A 21,758-nucleotide genomic window follows, 5' to 3' on the forward strand; every position below is an offset into this window, starting at 1 on the left:
TTTGACAAGTTTTACCTCACCAACTGAATGAAACCGCTTTGGTGTTTTTGTTTACTACTTACTTCATATTTAAAAATGTAATAATACACTCCGTCCGGGCAATTGCTTCCATTCCATATGGGATTATCCTTGTTTAACAGAGTAATTACATTTCCCCACCGGTTCAGTATTTTCACTTCTTTCACAAATCCCAACAGGTCAGAAATATTAATTATATCATTCATCCCATCACCATTGGGAGTAAATACATTTGGAAAAGTTATCTGAAAATCACAAGGAACAGTGTTATTAGATTCCACTTGATACAAAGAAATGCTATCAACATAATAGTATGGATGAAAATAGAATCCCAAAGAGGATTGCACAAAAAGTGTATCAATATTTTCATCAAAAAATCCAATGGTTAAGTATTGCTCTCCGCCATCGGCGGTAAATGTTCCTTCTATTTTTGTCCAGTTAATGGTGTCGGTAATTGGAACTCCTGTATATTTGATCTGAGGATTATTTATAATTCTACTTGTATTTTGTTGATAAGGATTATCAGTAGAAAAATAGGCACCTAATTTACTTAATCCGTGCGTTGAATAATCGGCTAATGAAACATACATACTGAAACGATATTCTATACAAGGTTTCAACGGAGAAATTAATTCAGTTCTAAAATATTCATATTCCAATCCACTGCCATCCATAACAGGAATAAAACCGGCATAGCCATCTCCATAAAATGTTTCCTGATGTCCCCAAAAATTATTTGGTATCCATACTGAGTTCCAAGTACCATTATTATCATTATTACAACGATGATAATAATCCGGTGATGCCAATGTAGGTATCCACCAACCTCTTGCGCGTTCAAATTGCCCATTATTCATTTCAGCACTTACAGGGCATTCAGAATATTCTTCAAAACTTCCGTTATACACGAGGTTCTGTTCCTGAGCATTCAAAAGATGACTAAAGAATAATAAAATGATATGTAAAACAAAACGGTTCACTCAATTAAATGAAGGTTGTTTATAAAATTAGTTATTTTCTTTCATTTCGCAGAAAGCGAGCGTGTAAAAGCGCTTATACTCTATAAACGAATGAACAAGGGGAATAGTTGGTCTGTCTGTTTTGTAGCATTGAGTTTTATGTTTTCGATATAAATATACGACAATAATGTCATATTTATGTTTTTTTGTTTATTGAATTTTGTATGTGCCTGTTGAATTTGAAAATAGCAGAGAAATTCTACCAAAAATTGGAGATAAAATTCGTAAACTTAGAATGTCAAAAAATCTAAGTCAATCTCAACTCGCTTTTGAAGTTGGAACAACATTACGTCAAATACAACGCATTGAAGTTGGAACAGTCAATGCTGGTATTCTTTACTACATACAGATCGCAAAAGTTTTAGATATAGAGTTTCACGATTTTTTTGAATCACTTTAATAAGAAAATTCCACTTCGTTCCAAAAATGTTGTTGTTGGAGCCATTCTGATTATCTCCACTCCGAGACCAGTACTCGATACTATTGGTACCTTGTCCACCTCCTGCAGGTGGAAGCTGACCATACGTGTTACTTCCAAAAAGTAACAGGGTCATAAAAATGATACTTTTTTTCATGTTTGATAAGTTTTACCTTATCAACTGAATAAAACCTGTTTGTTTTTCTTTTTTATTATTTATTTGGTATTCCAGCACATAGAAGTACACTCCTTCTGTCAGTTTTTCTCCTGATTGCGGCCATAGTAATTCTGAATCTGAGTTTTTGTACACAATATTTCCCCAACGATTCAAAATTGTAAACGTTGCTCCCGATGGTAGTTGCAATTTAAAAAAATCGTTGATTCCATCACTGTTTGCCGTCACTACATTGGGAATAGTAAATTCCAACTTGCACAGGTCCGATTCTACCACAGAAATATCATCCCAGTAATAGCCAGCGTGAATATCTTCAGGATGAACTAAATTTGGATATGCAGGTTGAACAGGATAATAAATGTAATTATCCCATTCATCAAACATTCCAATCGTGAGAAATTGCTCTCCACCTTTTGCGAGATAACACGTGGTTAAACATTGCCAGTTAGCGGTATCGTTTTTAATTCCTTCAAAATAGGCATCCGCTTCCGTCCACCGTTGTAAATCATTCCGGTAGAGTGTGTCTTTTGTAAAACGAATACCTAACTTTTCAACCCAGTACTGAGAAGTTTCAGTTAGACTGACATAAACAGAGATTAAATACAATTTATTTGCTTTCAATGATTCCGACAAACGACATTCCATGTATTCAGAACCACTACCAAAATTGATGGAATGTGCATATCCATTACCTATTTTAGGATATTGATAACCAACAGCATTCTGAGGAATCGTATTATAAATATAAGTAGCGCACAGATTCATATAATCACTTGTCGCTAAGTTAGCTTTGAACCATCCTGTGGCATAATTCAATTGCCCCTCATAATCAGGGCATTCAGTGTACTCATCAAAGCTCGGATTCGGCACCAGATTTTCTTGTGCTTTCAATGAAACAACAATAAAGAGTAAAATGATGGTATGTAAAACAGGTTTTATCACACGTGATAAGATTGTTTATAAAATTAGTTATTTTCTTTAATTTCGCAGAAAGTGAGCGTGTAAAAGCGCTTATACTCTATAAACGAATGAACAAGGGGAATAGTTGGTCTGTCTGTTTTGTGGCATTGAGTTTTATGTTTTCGATATAAATGTAGTAAAAATATTTTTAACGCTCAAATATGAGCGAAATTAATTTTACTATTCGACCATATTTGGATATGGTTATTGAACAGGATAAAATTTTTCTTCAACGACTTGGAAAAAGAATTTCTGAGTTAAGATTGCGTTATAAGTTAACCAAAGTTCAATTGGCTTTTGAAATTAACACAAGCGAAAGCAATATACGGAGAATTGAAAAAGGTCAAATAAATGTTGGTATTATTACGCTTAACAAAATTGCAGAAGTTTTCAATATTTCTCTATCTGAGCTTGTTAGGTTTGATTAGACCTTGTTTAGCTTTGTCTGAGGGTGGTTTTTCTTATTATTTATTTTTTTCCTGTCTATCAGCTATGTCTTATGTGCAGAATAAAATCCCTGCGCTACTATAACCCGATAAAATTCCGCATCAGTGTTTCTCCTGCTTCATAGCTTTTTTCCGGGTGGTATTGCACGCCGAAAATGTTCTCGTGTTGAAATGCGGAAGTAAATGTCTCTTCAAAATGAGTTGTGTTCAGAATGTTGTTGCGGTTGTTGCAGATGACATGGTAGCTGTGTACGAAATAAAACTCTTCTCCTGTTGAAATTCCCTCCATGATCGGGCTTTCTTTTTCTACAGATACCTGGTTCCATCCGGTGTGCGGAACTTTGAAGCGCAATGAATCGTTTACCCGGAACCGTTTGACCGAAGCATCCACCCAGTTTAATCCTTTGTAGTTGCCTTCTTCGCTTTCCGTGCACATCAGTTGCATTCCCAGGCAAATGCCCAATACCGGGGTTTTGTCTACCAGTACTTTTTTGTTTAATACATCGATCAAACCGCGTTGAGCAAGGTTTTCCATGGCTTTCCCGAAATGGCCTACTCCGGGCAAGAGAATCTTGTCAGCTGTCTCAAGGGCTGTTAATGAATCGGAAACAACAGCATCTGCTCCGATCCGTTTGAGTTTTTTGATAACGGAAAATAAATTTCCCATTCCATAATCGACAACAACAACTCGCTGCATGGTTTTGTATTTGATGGTAAAGGTATAATAATTATCGATTGTATGATTGAATAAAAAGTGCATTGTATTTCGTACTTTTGTAGGGAAAAACGAGGTTATGAAATTAGATATTCTTGCATTTGCAGCACATCCCGACGATATAGAGATCTCAGCATCCGGAACGCTGATAAAACACATTCAAAACGGAAAAACAGTTGGAATTGTAGACCTTACACAGGGGGAGTTGGGAACGAGGGGGACCATTGAAACAAGATATGCGGAAGCTGCAGAAGCTTCCAGGCTGATGGGATTGCATTACCGTACCAATTTAAAAATGGCGGACGGATTCTTTGAAGACAATGCGGAAAACCGTTTGGCGATTATCCGGGAAATCAGAAAGTGCAGACCTGAAATCGTCCTGGCAAATTCGATTACAGACCGTCATCCGGATCACGGAAGAGCTTCCAAACTCGTTTCAGATGCCTGCTTTTTTGCCGGATTGGAAAAAATCCGTACAGAACTGGATGGAGAACAGCAACAGGCTTACCGCCCGAAAGCAGTGTACCATTACATTCAGGATCGCTATATTGAACCTGACTTTGTAGTAGATGTTACACCATTTGCCGAACAAAAAATGGAGGTTCTTAAGGCATTCCGTACGCAATTTTACGATCCGAATACCGATGCACCGAAGACACCGATTTCCGGAAAGGAATTTTTTGACTTCATCAAGGGAAGAATGTCCAACATGGGACGCCCGATCGGGGTCGAGTATGCCGAAGGATTTACCGTAGAGCGGTTTATCGGTGTTGAAGACCTGTTAGCGTTGAAATAACCGTCGGATAAACAGGACCTGAGACGGCATATTTGTATGGATTTCCTTCTCGCAGACGAATGAGTACATCTTCAATGTAAAATGGAGTTTTAGCTTTGTTCCAGATCATGATTTTAAGTTGATTGTTTCGGATGTAATCCAGTTTAGAAACCGTCATGGAGTGAAAGATTTTTCCCCGGTCACTGTTCGCATCCGGAATATAGGTGCTTCCTCCTGTCCACATCAATGTAGAGTCGTTGTCGGTAACCATTGCCGTAATGATTACTTCTTTTCCCGGGACTAATCCCTTTGTCGTGACTTCGATATCAATAATGTTGTGAGGAGCAGCGGTAATGTCTTTCAGGTCGAACACAATTTCGGGCCCCCATTCGGTGATTGAATCCATCCTGTAGTACCAGTGATTATCTATGGTTGTCCTGTTTTTCTCATCGGTATTTATCCAGCTTTTTGGCAGACGGGAAGGTTCCCAGTGATGAATGACAGGGGTGTGACTTCTTTTTCCTTTTTTTGAAAAAACATAAATGACGTTCACCTGATTGGTTTGTTGCTGTTCGATGACCGGGAAATAATGTTGAATCAACGGAACTATTTCCGGTGGATTGTCAAATGACAGTACGCAGTATAACCGATCACTTTTTTGTGAAACAGAATCCAGGTAGTGAAGGAGCTGTGCATTGTCTGTAAATGTATATTTATCAAATGGCACCGGGTACGTTCGGTGTTGCTGATCAAAATCTGAAAAACGAAAATCAGTGGCAATCAACGCGGGAATCTCCGGGTATTTTTTTCGTACAACTTCCAGTTCATCCAATGCGGAAGTATACCCGACCTGGTAATTGACCTGGTAATGTTTTCTGACATAAATCAGTGTCAACGTATTGGTTAGTACGATCGCTGCAACAAGTATTGCATTGTAAACAGGTTTTAGTTGTTTCAGCCAGCCAAACAGAAATAAGTAAATCGTGAAATGTGTGAAAATAAGCACGGAAAACTGAAGAATCGGATTTTTGTACACCGAATAAAAATAACAGATCAAAAACGGCGTAATAAACCAGCATAGCAAGAAATAAAACCGGTATTTCGACTTGTTAACAGTCGATTCTCCTGGTACGGAACGCCCCCCGTACCAGCCCAAAAAAAGAATGAAAAAAATCAAAGCGATTGACCACCGGGAGTAATGTCCCAGGTATGCCAGGTAATCTATGATAAAGCCAGGATCGGGTGGAAGTAACCACCCGTCACCACCTCCGACACCTCCCTTACTCATGTGAAAGAACAGGATGGGAAGATGGGGGATGTAGAGTAGTCCGATTGTAACTCCCGCTATGATGTACTTTAGAATAAACGTTCGCGGGATAAGGGGAAGAACAGAAATTCCGATGACACCTGCGATCAGCATATTCACATAATGATTGTAGGCGCAGGCAGTTCCTGCCAGAACGAATAAAATCCAGTTCCACCAAAACCGTCGCTCCGGACGTTGAATGAAATTGGTGACTGCCAGTACCAGTAACAAGGTGAAAAACAACCCGGAAGCGTAAGGACGGGCATAAACACCGTAGAGAACAGTATATTGAGTGGTAGCCAGAAATGCGGCTGAAACCAAGCCCGCTGTTTCGCTGGACCATTGTTTTACGACGCGATAAACCAGGTAAACGCTTGCAATGCTCATCAGTACAAACGGAAACTTAACAACCCAGGTGGCAGTCCCGAATAAGTGTACCCAATAGAACAGGAATAGTTGTACTCCAGCCGGGTGAAAATCGGGGAGAACTCCGTGTGTGATTAAATCGTCTGTGTTGGAATAGGCTGTTCTGACGATGGCACTGTATTCATCGTGAAAAAATTGTAACTCAAAAAAATTATAAAACCGAAGAATGCCCGCAATAATCAGGATTCCCGACAAAATAATGTGATTGTTTCGGAGCGTAATTTTCGGATAGAGCATTTACAAAGTTACTTTTTTTCCGGTTGATGGTTCTTTTCTGAAAAAAGTAACTGAAAATTTTCATTCAGGCAGGAGTGCTTTCAACGGCTATTTTTCCGGCTATACGTATAGTTCGAATTAATTTTAATAATTTCGACCAATAGATTGATATGAAAATGAAGAAAATTGCTCTTTTACTGATTGTTACCCTGGGATTGGTTGTGAACGGAATCGCACAATCGGGGAAAATCAGAACTTATACCTCCGAAGACTGGGACCATTGGGAAGTGAATTGTGGAAGTAATTCGGGAAAAATCAAAACCTATACTTCTGAAGATTGGGATTATTGGGAATATACCTATGCCGGAGTTTCCGGAAAAATCAGAACGTACACTTCTGAAGACTGGGATTACTGGGAACTGGATGGGGGAGCGATCAAAATCAGAACCTATACTTCCGAAGATTGGGACTATTGGGAGATTACCGGATCAGGAACTTCATTAAAAATGAGAACGTATACTTCAGAGGATTGGGACTACTGGGAATATTCGGGAGATGCTTCCGGGAAAATCAGAACGTATACTTCCGAAGACTGGGATTACTGGGAAATCTCAGGTAATCTTGCTTCGTTGAGTCCCCAAAAACAACTGGCTGTGATGTTTGTTGCCATTTTCACCAGTAGCATTCATATGCGTGGAATCAATAAATAAGTTATGTGATTTGTTCAACCACGGATTTACAGATTAGGTATATTGAACATACTGTCGTTAATCTCACAGATTTCAAATGCAAAATTTTTCACTACTTTGAGAGAATAGAGTAGACATTTCAACCTATTTTGAGTGTTTTTTGTTTATCTGTACCATATTGTTTTTGTATCCGTGTTCGTCTGTGGTCAATACGTTGTGAAGCCATAGAGCTGAGTAATTGACGGATAATATCCGGGAAGATGTGTGTTTGAACACTTTAATGGAATGCGTTCCGTTTTTTAGAGTATCATTTTTAAACTTTTTGTTATTTCCTAAAACGGTTAAATTAAAATCCGTAAATTTGCACCTCAATTTAGTTTCCGAATAACGATGAGCGATGCTATCAAACACGAGTGTGGAATTGCACTTTTAAGGCTGAAAAAGCCCCTTCAATTTTATCTGGACAAATACGGAACAGCATTTTATGGATTGAATAAAATGAACCTGCTCATGGAAAAGCAGATCAACCGTGGACAGGATGGAGCCGGGTTAGCCAATATCAAATTGGATATGAATCCGGGAGAGCGATACATTTCACGTTACCGCTCCATTGATAGCAAGCCGATTCAGGATATTTTCAGTCACATCAACAGTCGCTTTGCGGAGATTGGTAAAGAAAACCCGGCACTGTTAAAAGACGTCGACTATCTGAAAAAAAATGCGGGTTTTACAGGAGAATTATTCCTGGGACACCTGCGATACGGAACATTCGGACGCAATTCAATCGAAAGTTGTCACCCTTTCCTGCGCCAGAATAACTGGATTACGAGAAACCTTGTCGTAGCCGGAAATTTTAACCTGACCAACGTTGATGAATTATTTGACGTATTGACTTCCATCGGACAGCACCCGAAGGAAAAATCAGATACAGTAACAGTTCTGGAGAAGATTGGGCATTTCCTGGATGAAGAAAACGATGAATTGTATTACGAGCTGAAAGCAAAAGGATATGTTAATCCTGAAATTACACATAAGATTATTGATACACTCAATATTGAACGCATTTTGAAACGTGCTTCCGCCGATTGGGACGGAGGATACGCAATGGCCGGTTTGTTCGGACACGGAGATGCGTTTGTACTGAGAGATCCGAATGGTATTCGCCCCGCTTATTGGTATGAAGACGATGAAATTTGTATCGTAGCATCCGAGCGTCCTGTGATTCAGACGACATTTAAACTGAAACGTGAACAAATCAAAGAATTGACACCCGGACACGCGTTGATCATTCGTAAGAACGGAAGTGTTTCTGAGACATTGATCAACGAGCCGAAAGAACCGAAAAAATGTTCGTTTGAGCGTATTTACTTCTCCAGAGGAAATGATGCGTCGATCTATGAAGAGCGCAAAAACCTGGGAAGATATGTCGTGCCACAGGTATTGGATGCAGTGAATCACGACCTGGACAATTCGGTATTCTCATTTATACCCAATACAGCTGAAACATCCTTCTACGGGATGATCAAAGGATTGGAAGATTATCTCAATCAGCAGAAATTACAGCAGGTGCTGGAGTTGGGAACAGCGATCACAAAGGAACAACTGGAAAAAATCTTATTTCAGCGGGCCCGGATTGAGAAAATTGCGATCAAAGATGCAAAAGTGCGCACCTTTATTTCCCAGGATGAGTCGCGGGATGACCTGGTTGCGTCTTCCTATGACATCACTTACGGAAGTGTGATTCGCGGAAAAGATAACCTGGTGGTGATTGATGACAGCATTGTACGTGGAACGACCCTCAAGCAGTCTATTTTCCGCATTCTGGATCGATTGGATCCGAAACGCATCGTTGTTGTTTCTTCTGCTCCGCAAATCCGCTACCCGGATTGTTATGGGATTGATATGGCAAAAATGGGTGATTTTATCGCATTTGAAGCAGCCATTGAGTTGTTGAAAGAGTCGGGGAGAGGGCAGGTGATTGAAGACGTCTACAGAAAGTGTAAAGAACAGATCCAGTATCCGAAAGAACAGATTAAAAACTATGTGAAAGAGATCTACGCACCGTTTACCGATGAACAGATCTCAGCAAAGATCGCGCAAATGCTCACTCCGGAGGACATCAACGCGGAAGTATCCATTGTTTATCAATCCGTTGAGAACTTACACAAAGCATGTCCGGATAACCTGGGAGACTGGTATTTTACCGGTAATTATCCGACTCCGGGAGGAAATAAAGTTGTCAATAAAGCATTCATTAACTGGAAAGAAGGAATCAACGAACGGGCGTATTAGGAAACCAGTGGGTGACGGTATGACGTTATGATCTCATGATATTTTGATAGAAAGCAAGTAATGCGTTTATAATCAATCTTTTAATTATTGAAGATTCACCACTTGATCATTATTCAATTGATACTTGATGATTTCCCTTCTAAAATCCTTCCTGTCCTTTTAGTTTTTCAGCATTTTCCGCCAGTTTCAGTGAGTCAATCATTTCCTGGATGTCACCGTTCATAAAAGCAGACAAATTATAAATCGTTTTATTGATGCGGTGATCTGTAATTCTTCCCTGTGGATAATTGTACGTTCTGATTTTAGCGGAACGGTCTCCTGTCGATACCAATGTTTTTCGCTGCTCTGCACGCTCACTCTGCACCCTGTCCAACTCAATCTGATACAAGCGGGAACGGAGCATGGAAATTGCCTTTTCCAGGTTCTTGTGCTGCGAACGGCCGTCCTGACATTCAGCTACGACTCCGGTCGGAATGTGCGTCAGACGAATAGCAGATTCCGTTTTATTGACGTGCTGACCACCTGCTCCGGATGCTCTGAATGTATCTTTACGGACATCGCTCATGTTCAGTTCAAAATCCACTTCTTCCGCTTCCGGCAGAACCGCCACTGTAATGGCCGAAGTGTGAACGCGTCCTTGTGATTCCGTTTCAGGAACACGTTGAACGCGGTGAACACCTGATTCAAACTTCAAGGTTCCGTAAACACCGGCACCGGTCACACTCATTGAGATTTCTTTGTATCCTTTTATGGTTCCTTCGGACGAGTTAATGACTTCATATTGAAGCCCCGCTTCCTTGAAAAACATGGTATACATACGGAAACAGTCTTCCACAAAGATGCACGCTTCATCACCACCTGTTCCTGCACGTAATTCCATGATGGCGTTCTTATCGTCTTCCGGATCTTTGGGGATGAGCATGAACTTTATTTCTTCTTCCATCTCCGGTTTTCTGGATTCCAGTTCTTCGATTTCCAGTTTGGCCATTTCCCGCATTTCAGGGTCTGTTTCTACTTCCAGCAATTCACGGGAAGAGCGAATGTTTCCGAGTAAATTTTTATAGGTATGGTATGTCTGGTCGATTTCTTCCAGGTCCTTGTATTCTTTATTCAGCTTAACATAGCGATCCATATCGGCAATGATGTCCGGATCGACAATCATTTTACCAACTTCAACAAATCTGTAGTGAATTGCTTCTAATTTTTGCAATAAATCGCTCATAGTAAATTTTTAGGGTGCAAATATAGTGAATTCAACACAAAATCAGTCACCCCGAATGTAGAAGTAGTGCACAAAAAAAGGGAATCAGTCTGATTCCCTTCTCATGTTGTTTGAAAACGTTAATTAGTTTACGTTTCCAGAAAGTTCTGCACCTGCCTTGAAACGTACTACGTTTTTCGCAGCAATTTTAATTTCTTTACCAGTTTGTGGGTTGCGTCCTGTTCTTGCAGCTCTTTTAGAAACTGAGAAAGAACCGAAACCTACCAAAGAAACTCTGTCGCCTTTTTTCAAATCTGTAGCAACATTAGATAAGAAAGAATCCAATGCTTTTTTTGCTGCAGCCTTAGAAATTCCTGCGTCAGCAGCAATTGAATCAATAAATCTAGACTTACTCATAGATAATAGTTTTTATGTTATTACTAAATTTTAACCAAAGCAAATATATTCAATATCCTTTACTACCAACAGATTCCGGCTAAAAAAGTGGGGTTTTGTTGAAAAAAGTGCTGTTTTGTTGATAAAGTAAGGAGAAAACCCCGTGTTTATACGGGTAACAGCATGGTTTTACAGATGTTAGTCAGGCCTTTTTCAGCCGGACCGTTTCGGCTGAATGTTAAAATCGAATGATAAAACAGATCATTGTCTGGCCGTTAGAAAATAGTCAATTTCCCGGTTGATTTCCGCTTTTTGTTCATCGGTCGCTTTATCGTTCATGTCACCGTGATTGGTATTGGCCAGGTAAACGATTTTCATTTTGTACTTCTTTTGATCTTCACTGTTGGGCAATACTCCCGGGTCGGCTTCTGTATCGGAAGCGCGCAGGGACATCACCGAAACAGAATTGAATTTGGGAAGCGGCATCCGCAAATTGTCCAGTGTAATGAGCTTTTTAATGGAATCCGGGTATGAAAAAACATAATTGGCAGCAATGTCGCCGCCATTGGAGTGACCGATCAATGTCAGCTTCTTAAAATTGAATTGCGGACGTAATGAATCCAGTTCCCGGATAACAAACCGCATGTTTTCAACTCCTCTGTCCCAGATCGGTTTTCTCAATTCCTGTAAATTCCCTTCCATCGGAAGTTTTTCATCTGTTTTTACCTCGTGCTGGATACTGATAACGCAATATCCTTTTGATGCCAGAAATTCATTGAGATACGAATACGTCAGGTAACTGTCTCCCTGGTTTTTTCCATAACCGTGATTGAATAAAATGACTGGTAAATTTTGCTTGGCACTATCAGCATAGCTGGTGTAAATCGCTACCGGAACCAGCCGCGAACGTTCAGCATCATTGAGCATGACCGTTTCCAAACGAATTCCTTCCATTAAATCAGCCTCGCTGATCCCGAAAAAATACGTAGAACGGGAGTGTGCAAACAATGCACCCAATAATACAAATATGAAGATATACCGTAACAATCCGTTCGTTTTTAGTCGCTTTTATTTTATTCTACTGGCCGTTTTCGCATGTAAAGTTAACGGATTTTTAACGTAATTTCACAGCTATCGTGTTAACTTTTTGTAATTTCCTCTGCCAGGAGGTCGTAATCGATCCCGTCAAAATTCCCGGAAGACATCAGCAGCAACACTTTGTTATTCCAGTCTTTACCCCTGATAAACTGCAATACATCTTCCGTTTTTGTCATCACCTTTACTCCTCCGTTAAACCCTTCGAAGACTTGTTGCTCGGTAATCGGTTCCAGTTTTTTATGCTGTACAACTTCATGATTGAAATAAACAACCGCTTCATCTGCTGCTTTCATGGCATCTTTGTAATGCGGGAGAAACTCTTTCTTCAAGGATGAAAAGGTATGGAGTTCCATACATGCAACAACCGTTCTGTCCGGATATTGATCTTTCACAGCTTTCGTCGTCGCTTTCAGTTTGGAGGGGGAATGCGCAAAGTCCTTAAACATTACAAATGAATCGGTTTCCCTGATTTTCTGTAATCGTTTTCCGGCCCCCGTGAACGACTCAATAGCTGTTAAAAAATCGTGAGCAGCAATTCCCATCTGAATTCCCACATACATTGCTCCCATGAGGTTTTGCATGTTGTGCTGACCGAAAATCTGTAGTTGATACTCTTTTCCTTCAAATGACAACAGTGTTCCTTTTTGATTGACTTTGTAAACCGGAGTCGGGTATGGAATCGTTGTGATCCGGGAGGCGTACTTTTCTCCCAATTTTTTTACTTCCTCATCTTCCTGGTTGTATACAAGGCAGTCGTTGACCAGTGAGCAAAATACATCGAATTGTTCCACATAGTTCTCAAATGTTGGGAATACATTGATGTGGTCCCATGCAATTCCACTCAGAATCGCGACATCGGGATGGTACAGGTGAAATTTAGGCCGCCGGTCGATCGGGGAACTGAGGTATTCATCTCCTTCGAGCAACATCATCGGTGCGTTGTCACTTAGTTTAACCATGCAGTCATACCCTTCCAGTTGTGCGCCTACCATATAATCAATGTTGATGCCTAACTGGTTGGTGACATGAAGAATCATAGAGGTAATGGTTGTTTTCCCGTGGCTCCCTCCGACAACAATCCGCTTTTTATGCTTACTTTGTTCATACAGGTATTCCGGATAGGAAAACAATTTCAACCCCAGTTCCTTTGCTTTCAACAGCTCCGGATTATCTGCCCGGGCATGCATTCCCAGGATTACGGCGTCCAGTTGTGAGTGAATGTTGTTCTCATCCCAGCCGATCTTAGCCGGTAAAATCCCCTCGCGTTCAAGGCGTGAGCGGGAGGGTTCAAAAATTTCATCATCCGATCCGCTGACGTTATAACCTTTTCGTTTCAGTGCGATCGCCAGATTGTGCATAGCGCTTCCTCCGATGGCAATAAAATGTACGTTCATGTGTGTAAAATATCCGTTTAAAAGTACAGATAGAACCGGTTTGAAAATCAATTCCGGGTGATTGTTACTAACAATGATCTGTGTTTAAATCAATTTGCAGGATCAACCCGACTCTTATTTTCTTTTGAGTTCAAATAAATCTTTTCTTCTGTCCTTGAGATTTCGGACGCTCCCGAATTCATGTAATTCCCGGAGCAATCCCAGATCAACATCAGCAATAAGGATCATTTCTGTGTTGGGTGTTGCTTCCGCTTTGATTCCATTGGTCGGAAATGCGAAGTCACATGGAGTGAAAACCATTGATTGGGCAAACTGAATGTCCATGTTGTGTACATTCGGAAGGTTGCCCACGCTTCCTGCAATTGCCACGTAACATTCATTTTCAATTGCCCTTGCCTGTGCACAATGCCGGACGCGGGAATATCCGTTTTGTGTATCTGTGAGGAAGGGAACAAATAAAATGTCCATTCCTTCATCCGCCAGCATCCTGCTTAACTCAGGAAATTCAGAATCGTAGCAAATCAGGATGCCGATTTTCCCACAATCGGTATCGAAGACCTTAAATTTATTTCCTCCCTGCATTCCCCAGATTTTTTCTTCGTCAGGAGTGACGTGCAGTTTTTCATACCGTTCAACAGTCCCGTCGCGTTTACACAGGTATCCGACATTGTACAGTTTCCCATGCCTGATTTCAGGCATACTTCCGGAAATGATGTTGATGTTGTAAGAAATGGAAAAACCGGAGAAGGTTTTGATAATTTCTTCTGTATGTTTGGCAAGCTCCCGAATGGCTTCCGCTTCCGGAAGGTGGTTGTTTTGTGCCATCAGCGGGGCATTGAAAAACTCCGGAAACAATGCGAAGTCACACCGGTATCCGGATACGGCATCGATGAAATACTCTGCCTGTTGAATCAAGGATTGCAGATCGTTGTACGGGCGCATTTGCCACTGAATTAATCCCAGGCGTACAACGGTCTTCTGTGTGGAGGCCTTCTTGACCGGCTTTTCATAGTAAATGTTATGCCATTCCAGCAGAACCGCAAATTCATTCGATGCTTCATCACCTTCCAGGTAACCTTTGAGAATTCGGGTCGGGTGGAAATCATTGGACAATTGAAAATTGAGTACCGGATCGTAGATTTCTTTCCTGCGTACTTTCTCAATGTATTGCTTGGGGCTGAATTTATCGGCATATTTGTGGTAGTTCGGAATACGTCCGCCAAATGTGATTCCTTTCAGATTTAGTTTTTCACACAATTCTTTTCGGTAATCATAAAGCCTTCTCCCCAGACGTAATCCACGGTATTCCGGGTTGATGAAAATGTCAATTCCATAGAGCGTGTCGCCGTCGGAAGTATGTGAATCAAATGTATAGTCAGCTGTGATTTCTTTATAGGTATGGTTTTTATTAAAATCGTCATGCGTTACAATGATCGCTAATGCACATCCTGCAATTTTTCCGTTGACTTTAATCACCACCTGACCTTCCGGAAACTTTTTCAGCAGTGATTTTATTTGATTTTCTTCCCAGTAAGCATTTTGCAGCGACGGATAAGCCGCGATCATTGTGTTTTTAATTTCCAGATAGTCTTTGAACTGAAGGTATTTCAATTCTATTTTATTAATTTCTTCAAGATTCATATACGTCGTTATATTGCAAGTGGTATTGATCTGACACAAGAAAACAGGCAGGTATTTTCTCCATGTCATTTTCAAATATAATGAAAAAGAATGAATTCCTTTCACCGGAATGAAGTGGGATTGTTAACAAATGATAACGTAACAGAAATCAGAACGTTGTTATACGATAGAGCCGTTTTTATGGAAAAATACCGACTTTTGCATCTGTATTGAAAACAGTACTATGAAAGTCATCTTCTTTTTTCTTTTTGTTCTCCTGATTCAGCCGCTTAAGGCACAGGATTCGTTGTATGTATCCATTCAACTACTGGATAAAAAGACAGGGGATGTTGTCCCGAATGTGAATGTGACGGTGTTGAACGGAAGTGACCGGATGCGTATTCTTACATCTACCCAAAAAGGGAGCATCGGGTTCTATGCCCAAAAAGGAGTGTTGGTAAAAACCAGTTATTCTCACCCGATTTACCAGTCGTCTTGCAAAGATATTTCAATTCCTTCTTCCGGAGATACATTGAAACTGGAAGTATTTCTGACAGCAGAAAAATTTACCAACCTGGGGGATGTGGTCATTAAACCGGTCGGAACGCCATATACCGTCTATGGTTCGCAGCGTTTGAGCGTTGCCGATTTTGAAATTCAGAAAGACGGAACTTTTGTTTTGTTGGCCTACCCGAAACGCCTGACGAAGGGAAGTGAATTGTTGGTGTACAACGGACAGGATGTTGTCAACTCCTTCCAGGTTCCGGGAGTAGCAAAGGAATTGAAGCGCGATTTCCGGGGAAATGCACACATTGTCTGCGAGGAAAACGTGTTTGGTGTTTATGTTGATGAAGGGCGCGTTAAACTCGCCAATTTATCGAAAGAATACTTTACCAGGTATGTGATGCCGATTGTTGATACCAACGAGTCAACGGTGTATTTTTCTAACTTTAACCCGGATTACCCTGCGTTTGACTACTTCAGTTTTGATCAGCTGGATTCGGCCTATTTGAAAATCGTAAGTGTAGAAGACCAGCTGATGATGGAGTTGTATCGTGCAGAGTATAAATGGGCGGATGTACGCGTAAAACTCTGGGCGAAACAAAAAGAACTGGAGACTGGAATTGATGCCGAAATCTGGGTTGGAGCGAACTATTTCACCCGTTCCATTTATTATAAAGAATTATATGCCCCCATGTTTCACCGGAACGATACACTGTTTGTATTTGATTATTACAAAGACAAGTTGTTAAAATACGATCATTTGGGAAATCCGTTGGACTCGGTGGCCATTTTTCATCATTATCAACCGAAATCTACCGGCTGGAAAAAAGACCTGATCCAGGATCCGGTGACAGGGCAGATTTACGCACGGTTTGAGAAATCCGGGTTGACGTACATCGGTTTGATTGATACCAATACAGGAGAAATCAAAGAGCGCATTCAGCTGGAGTATCAATGGGTAGATAAAGTCGCCGTTCACGATAATTTTGTTTACTACCTTTACCGCCCGTTGGAGTCCATTCAAAAACGGTATTTATACAAGGAGCAATTGCCTTATAAGTTTTGATGCCGCGAATTATCGTAGAATTTTTGAAATATTGGATTTGATGCGTTCCGACAATTCATCTGTCGGCAGGTCATTATCGTCCAATCCGAACGGATCTTCAATTTCTTCCGCCAGGATTTCCATACTGACAAGTACATAGAAAACAAGGACTGTTACCGCGACAGAGAAATACCCCAACAACCCGACAAATGCAATCGGCAGGGTGCCGGTATAGATGAAAATAAATTTCTTAATGAATAAACTGTACGAATAGGGGATGGGGGTATTGCGGATTCGCTCGCAGGCTCCGATCATGTCAATGAACCCATTCAGATTTTTGTCCAGTACCAGGTACTCTTCCCATTGGATAACCCCTGCTTTTTTCAATTGGTTCAGTCGTTCGTACATCAATTCAACAATACTGACAGGAATGTGTTCTTCCTGGTTGAGTCGCGCGATTTCTTCCGTTGTGAGATTTAGGTTATTTAGAATCGCCTCTTTTTTCAGATGATCTTTGGATGCAACTGCAAAATTGGAGATCATGCGTGAAAAGAACAGTTGGTCTTCCCGACTAAGGTTCAGTGTCTTGATTTTTACCGCCAGGTTACGGGAATCATTGACCAATTCTCCCCATTTCTTTCGTCCTTCCCACCAACGGTCATAAGCGGTATTGGTTCGGAATACGAGTAAGAGAGAAATAACAAATCCGACCAGGGAATACACAATGTTCAGGTTTGTCAGCACCCGGTTTTCTGGAAAATAAGTGATTTCAACCCATGCAATTCCGGTACTCAACAATGCGATGTATATCAATTCTTTCCACAAGATGCGCAGGGTGTCGCTTTTGTGCAGGGCGAAGATCATTGTGACCCAGGATTTGGGGTTGTATTTTATCATTTATTCGAATTTTAACAGGCTCAAAAATAATAAAAAAGACGTTTTTCCGGCAGTGTTCAATATGATTTCAAAACGATAGGCGGCAAGATTGGAAAAAACGGGATGAATATCCGATCTTTTTAACGGATTAATTATATTCGTGGCTGAAACAAAAAATAAGAGTTATTCTTCCGAAAACACATGAAAAGAATACAGCAACAGCAGATCATCCAACAATTACAAACGAGCAAAATATTACTGATTTCCGGTCCGCGGCTGGCAGGAAAAGAAGAGATTATCCAGGAGGTGCTTGCAGAATTGAATACGAACACCCTGCAAATTAATGCGGGGAATAAGAAAGAACGCCAGGCAATTGAGGAATCTACGGAAACGGATTTGTCTGCTTCCTTTTCAGCATATCCGTTGGTCGTTATTCATGAAGCGCAATACCTGAGCAATTTGCAGCAGATCATTGAACTTGTTTTGTCAGATACCATTTCGTCAAGTATTTTGCTGAACTGTTCTTTCGAACCGATGATGGACGAATTGTTAAAAGAAGTACTGGACACTCAGAAACTACACGTTCGGATTTATCCGCCTTCTTTTTATGAGCTGGCGTCTCATTTTGGTCTTCCCGAAGAAGAAAAAATGTTGGAGCAACGATTGATTTACGGAAATTACCCGGCAGTTGTTTTGACACCGGAAGTAGCAGAAGAAATTTTGTCGCACCTGCTCGATACAGTGTTGATTACGGACCTCGGGGTAACCGACCGGATCAATAAAAAGAAACAGTTGACACGGGTATTGCAAACGTTGTCATTCCTGATCGGAGAACCTGTTTCATACAATGAAGTGGCAGAACGATGCGACCTGGACAATGAAACAGTTGAGCGGTATGTCCTGCTGCTGGAAAAAGCGTATGTGTTGATCCGTATTCCCTCTTACTCTACAGACAAACGATATGAATTGAAAAAAAGTCAGTTGATCTATTTCGTAGACACGGGGTTGCGCAATATGCTCATCAATAATTTCAATCCCCCTGCTATCCGGATGGACCTGGACGCATTGTGGAAAAACTGGCTGATCTCAGAACGGGTGAAGTGGAATGCTGTCAATAATAAACAGACAACCTACTGGTTCTGGCGGACACATACCAAACAAAGCATTGATCTTATTGAGGAAAACGAGGGACATAAAATTGCATACAAATCAACCTGGGAAAAGAAAAAGAAATTGAAATTCCCGGCGATGTTCCAGGAATACTATCCTGAAATTCCAACACATACATTGAACCGGTCCACTTATTGGACCTTCCTGAGTCGAAAATGATCACATTTACGGATAAAATAGCAGACTACATCTACAGCAATCAGCTGGATCATAAGAACCTGACGATTGTACTTCCGTCCGAACGAGCGAAGAAGTATGTGGCTGCTTCTATTTTTGATAAATACCGAAAACCTGTTGCCGCTCCGGCGATGATTACCATGGATACATGGATTCGTCAACATACGGAAAAAACGGTCATTGACAAGACAAGAGCATTGGTCAGGCTGTTTGACGTGCAATTGAAAACGGCTCAGAAAGACGAAGACCGTTCATTCGATGAATTCCTGGAATGGGGAGCGATCTTATTATCCGATTTTGACGAACTGGACCGATACCTGATCGAGGCAGCTACTATTTTCAAAGACCTCCACAACATCAAAGAATTGGAATACTGGCGGATTGATGCGGAAGAAGATTACAAACTATCCGATGCGCGAAAACGATTCCTTGAATTCTGGGACCGGTTACCCTTCTATTACAAAGAACTCAATGAAAGCCTGGGGAAAAACGGAGCGACATATATGGGAGCGGCTTATAAAGAACTCGCAGGAAATATTGCGGTTTTGTTCCGGGAGAATAAAAATGCACACTTTCTCTTCGCCGGGTTTAATGCGTTCTCACAGGCAGAGATGAGCATCGTGAAGCAATTACACCAGATGGGACGAGGACATGTGCTGGTTGATGCAGATGCCTTTTACCTGAATGATAAAAATCATGAGGCGGGAGAATTTATTCGAAAACAAATCAAAGGGCTGGGCGTAAAAGAACTTCCCGTTGTGGAAAATCGTTTGCTGGAAAAAGAAATGCGGATAGAGGTTGTGGAATGTGCACAGCTGACAGGACAGGTGAAAGTCGCCTCTTCGCGATTACTGGAGTTGCCTGAACATGAAATTGCACAGACATTGGTTTTGCTCGCGGATGAATCATTGATCGGACCGTTTCTGAAAAATATTCCGAAAAAGGTAGGGAAGACGAATGTCACCCTGGGAATGCCGATGAAAGGAACAGCTGTTAAGAATTGGGTGGATATCCTTTTTTCGATACAGGAAACCAAAAACAGGTTTAATTCTTCTGCCTATTATCACAATGATTTGAAACGAATGCTCAATCACCCGTTTTTTATTGCATGTCTGAATGCGGATGAAAAAGAATTGTTGCAGAAACTGGAAGAAACAATCATTCAGAAAAACTGGATTTTCATTGCCCCTAAACAGATTCTTCTGGGTAAAAAGTTAGAGAAAATTATTGAAATAGCAGGTGTTAACTGGAAAAGAAATTGGAAAATCGCCATGCACCAGATTCGTTCACTTAATAGAATCTTGTTCAGTGAATTTTCAGAAGAAAATCAGTTTGAAAGGGCCTTGATTCATTCATTTGACAATGCGTTGATTGAGTTTCAAAATATTGTTTCCGAAGGATTGCCGGAGATGAGTCTTCGCAGCTTCAGAGGATTGTTTACCCAGCATTGGAGTAATAAGGGAATCGCCTACCATGGAAACCCCGTGGACGGATTGCAGGTGATGGGAGTATTGGAGACCCGACTACTGGATTTCAAACACATTATTTGCCTGGGGTTAAATGAAGGAATGATGCCTCCGACAAACCCGATCCAATCGATGTTCCCGATGGATTTGCGGCGCTATTCCGGCTTGCCCGTTCCGCGCGATAAACAAGGATTGTTTGCACATCATTTTTACCGGTTACTACATGCGTGCGACCATTTACTTGTCACCTATTCAGGAACAAAAGAATCGATCGGAAGCAATGAGCGAAGCCGTTACCTGCAGCAGATTGAAAAAGAATTGGTGCGAAGAAATCCGAAGATTAGCTGGGAGTTCAGTTATTACAATATCCCGATGGAGGAAGACCGCCACGTTGATCTTCGTTCTGTACAAAAAGATCCACAGATTCTGGCAAAGATGGATGAACTTTTTGAGCGTTCTGCATCATTCTCAGCGTTGAACAAATACCACAAATGCCCACTTGATTTTTATTATCGGTATGTACTGGAGTTTGGAGAGGAAGATGTTGTTGAAGAAGAACTGGAATCCAGTACGTTTGGAACAATTCTTCATGCTGCGTTTGAGGCGTTGTATACCAAACATGCGAAATACACAAAAGAAGGAGAATTAAATCCGGGAGGAGGATTGCCGCTTCGTGTTTCAGATATCGATGAAATGCTGGTCAAAATTGAGCCGATTATCCGTGAATTATTTACGGCTTATTTCAACGGAGATCAGGATGCGTTTTCATTTGGAAAAAATTACCTGTCCTATAAAATGGCAGTTGACATGGCCCGTCAGTTTTTGAAAGAAGAACGAACATTTATTGCGGCACCTAATACAGTAATCATTCACAGCCTGGAAAAAAATATAAAAGTTCCGATCGGGTTCACCATTCACGGACAGGAAAAAAACATCCGATTGAACGGAACCATCGACCGGGTGGATGAGGTAAATGGTAAAATTCGACTGGTAGATTACAAAACGGGAAGCTGCAAAGACGAGGATGTGCGTTTAAAACAGGAAACCAACCGGACCAAAAACTCGGAGTTAAAACTCAACCTAGATGTCAAACACATTATGCAGTTGCTGATGTATTGCTACATCTATTACCGGGATACGAATACCTATCCGGATACTGCCGGAATCTTTTCAATGATCCGGTTGAAAAACGGATTGTGTACAATGGACTTACTCGACAAAACGGTGCCGGAGATGATGGAAAAATTTCCGGAGTGGTTACAGGAACTCTTTGAAGAATTATACGATGTCGATATCCCCTTTGAGCACAAAGACAGGGGAGAATACAGTTATTGTACGTACTGTGGCTAACTTAAC

18 protein-coding genes are annotated in these 21,758 nt (G+C 41.0%); 8 read left to right on the forward strand and 10 right to left on the reverse strand.

What is annotated here, in order from left to right:
* Window positions 1-11 precede the first annotated feature (11 nt).
* Entirely contained in the window at window positions 12-926 is a 915-nt protein-coding gene (locus H9Y05_RS16455; RefSeq protein ID WP_216713684.1) for a T9SS type B sorting domain-containing protein, read from the reverse strand.
* A gap of 277 nt (window positions 927-1,203) precedes the next feature.
* Here H9Y05_RS16455 and H9Y05_RS05200 point away from each other — a divergent pair, with 277 nt between their 5' ends.
* Window positions 1,204-1,437 carry a helix-turn-helix domain-containing protein gene (locus H9Y05_RS05200; RefSeq protein WP_163490700.1) on the forward strand — a complete coding sequence of 78 codons (234 nt, stop codon included), beginning with the start codon at window positions 1,204-1,206 and terminating at the stop codon, window positions 1,435-1,437.
* Window positions 1,438-1,624: 187 nt separating this feature from the next.
* On the opposite strand, the gene H9Y05_RS16525 is transcribed toward H9Y05_RS05200, so the two are convergent.
* Window positions 1,625-2,572, reverse strand: coding sequence for a gliding motility-associated C-terminal domain-containing protein (locus H9Y05_RS16525; RefSeq protein WP_216713685.1), 948 nt, complete (start codon window positions 2,570-2,572; stop codon window positions 1,625-1,627).
* A 179-nt stretch (window positions 2,573-2,751) separates the two neighbouring features.
* Here H9Y05_RS16525 and H9Y05_RS05210 point away from each other — a divergent pair, with 179 nt between their 5' ends.
* Window positions 2,752-3,018, forward strand: coding sequence for a helix-turn-helix domain-containing protein (locus H9Y05_RS05210; protein WP_163490698.1), 267 nt, complete (start codon window positions 2,752-2,754; stop codon window positions 3,016-3,018).
* A gap of 97 nt (window positions 3,019-3,115) precedes the next feature.
* Here the strand turns inward: H9Y05_RS05210 and hisH are convergent, their stop codons facing one another.
* On the reverse strand, window positions 3,116-3,796 hold the full coding sequence (hisH, locus tag H9Y05_RS05215) for an imidazole glycerol phosphate synthase subunit HisH (protein WP_216713686.1): 681 nt from the start codon (window positions 3,794-3,796) through the stop codon (window positions 3,116-3,118).
* Window positions 3,797-3,830: 34 nt separating this feature from the next.
* Here hisH and bshB1 point away from each other — a divergent pair, with 34 nt between their 5' ends.
* Window positions 3,831-4,547 carry a bacillithiol biosynthesis deacetylase BshB1 gene (bshB1, locus tag H9Y05_RS05220; protein WP_163490697.1) on the forward strand — a complete coding sequence of 239 codons (717 nt, stop codon included), beginning with the start codon at window positions 3,831-3,833 and terminating at the stop codon, window positions 4,545-4,547.
* On the opposite strand, the gene H9Y05_RS05225 is transcribed toward bshB1, so the two are convergent.
* Window positions 4,513-6,495: a glycosyltransferase family 39 protein gene (locus H9Y05_RS05225; protein WP_216713687.1), complete on the reverse strand. Its 1,983-nt coding sequence runs from the start codon at window positions 6,493-6,495 to the stop codon at window positions 4,513-4,515. The genes bshB1 and H9Y05_RS05225 overlap by 35 nt on opposite strands.
* Window positions 6,496-6,644: 149 nt before the next feature.
* Between H9Y05_RS05225 and H9Y05_RS05230 the strand changes: the two genes are divergently transcribed.
* Together H9Y05_RS05230 and H9Y05_RS05235 are read left to right on the forward strand one after the other, a co-directional pair.
* Complete coding sequence (locus tag H9Y05_RS05230) at window positions 6,645-7,184, forward strand: hypothetical protein (protein WP_163490695.1); 540 nt, start codon at window positions 6,645-6,647, stop codon at window positions 7,182-7,184.
* A 369-nt stretch (window positions 7,185-7,553) separates the two neighbouring features.
* Window positions 7,554-9,455: an amidophosphoribosyltransferase gene (locus H9Y05_RS05235; protein WP_216713688.1), complete on the forward strand. Its 1,902-nt coding sequence runs from the start codon at window positions 7,554-7,556 to the stop codon at window positions 9,453-9,455.
* A 139-nt stretch (window positions 9,456-9,594) separates the two neighbouring features.
* Here H9Y05_RS05235 and prfA read toward each other — a convergent pair whose 3' ends face one another.
* From prfA to H9Y05_RS05260, 5 genes are all read right to left on the reverse strand, one after another.
* The gene (prfA, locus tag H9Y05_RS05240; protein ID WP_163490693.1) at window positions 9,595-10,677 is read right to left on the reverse strand and encodes a peptide chain release factor 1; all 1,083 of its coding nucleotides are present in this window, start codon (window positions 10,675-10,677) and stop codon (window positions 9,595-9,597) included.
* Window positions 10,678-10,800: 123 nt separating this feature from the next.
* Window positions 10,801-11,073, reverse strand: coding sequence for an HU family DNA-binding protein (locus H9Y05_RS05245; protein ID WP_163490692.1), 273 nt, complete (start codon window positions 11,071-11,073; stop codon window positions 10,801-10,803).
* Window positions 11,074-11,313: 240 nt separating this feature from the next.
* Window positions 11,314-12,099 carry an alpha/beta fold hydrolase gene (locus H9Y05_RS05250; RefSeq protein ID WP_163490691.1) on the reverse strand — a complete coding sequence of 262 codons (786 nt, stop codon included), beginning with the start codon at window positions 12,097-12,099 and terminating at the stop codon, window positions 11,314-11,316.
* Between the two features lie 92 nt (window positions 12,100-12,191).
* On the reverse strand, window positions 12,192-13,544 hold the full coding sequence (locus H9Y05_RS05255; protein ID WP_216713689.1) for a UDP-N-acetylmuramate--L-alanine ligase: 1,353 nt from the start codon (window positions 13,542-13,544) through the stop codon (window positions 12,192-12,194).
* 114 nt (window positions 13,545-13,658) lie between these two features.
* Window positions 13,659-15,185, reverse strand: a complete 1,527-nt coding sequence (locus H9Y05_RS05260; RefSeq protein ID WP_163490967.1) for a bifunctional GNAT family N-acetyltransferase/carbon-nitrogen hydrolase family protein — start codon at window positions 15,183-15,185, stop codon at window positions 13,659-13,661.
* A 223-nt stretch (window positions 15,186-15,408) separates the two neighbouring features.
* Between H9Y05_RS05260 and H9Y05_RS05265 the strand changes: the two genes are divergently transcribed.
* Entirely contained in the window at window positions 15,409-16,734 is a 1,326-nt protein-coding gene (locus tag H9Y05_RS05265) for a hypothetical protein (protein ID WP_216713690.1), read from the forward strand.
* A 9-nt stretch (window positions 16,735-16,743) separates the two neighbouring features.
* Here the strand turns inward: H9Y05_RS05265 and H9Y05_RS05270 are convergent, their stop codons facing one another.
* Window positions 16,744-17,610 (reverse strand): bestrophin family protein, encoded by an 867-nt coding sequence (locus tag H9Y05_RS05270; protein WP_163490688.1) that lies wholly within the window; start codon window positions 17,608-17,610, stop codon window positions 16,744-16,746.
* A 180-nt stretch (window positions 17,611-17,790) separates the two neighbouring features.
* Here H9Y05_RS05270 and H9Y05_RS05275 point away from each other — a divergent pair, with 180 nt between their 5' ends.
* Together H9Y05_RS05275 and H9Y05_RS05280 are read left to right on the forward strand one after the other, a co-directional pair.
* The gene (locus tag H9Y05_RS05275; RefSeq protein ID WP_163490687.1) at window positions 17,791-18,918 is read left to right on the forward strand and encodes an ATP-binding protein; all 1,128 of its coding nucleotides are present in this window, start codon (window positions 17,791-17,793) and stop codon (window positions 18,916-18,918) included.
* On the forward strand, window positions 18,915-21,752 hold the full coding sequence (locus H9Y05_RS05280; protein ID WP_216713691.1) for a PD-(D/E)XK nuclease family protein: 2,838 nt from the start codon (window positions 18,915-18,917) through the stop codon (window positions 21,750-21,752). The genes H9Y05_RS05275 and H9Y05_RS05280 overlap by 4 nt, the downstream gene beginning before the upstream one ends.
* The last annotated feature ends 6 nt before the right edge of the window (window positions 21,753-21,758 follow it).

Source organism: Taishania pollutisoli (assembly GCF_014518315.1).
GTDB lineage: Bacteria > Bacteroidota > Bacteroidia > Flavobacteriales_D > Crocinitomicaceae > Taishania > Taishania pollutisoli.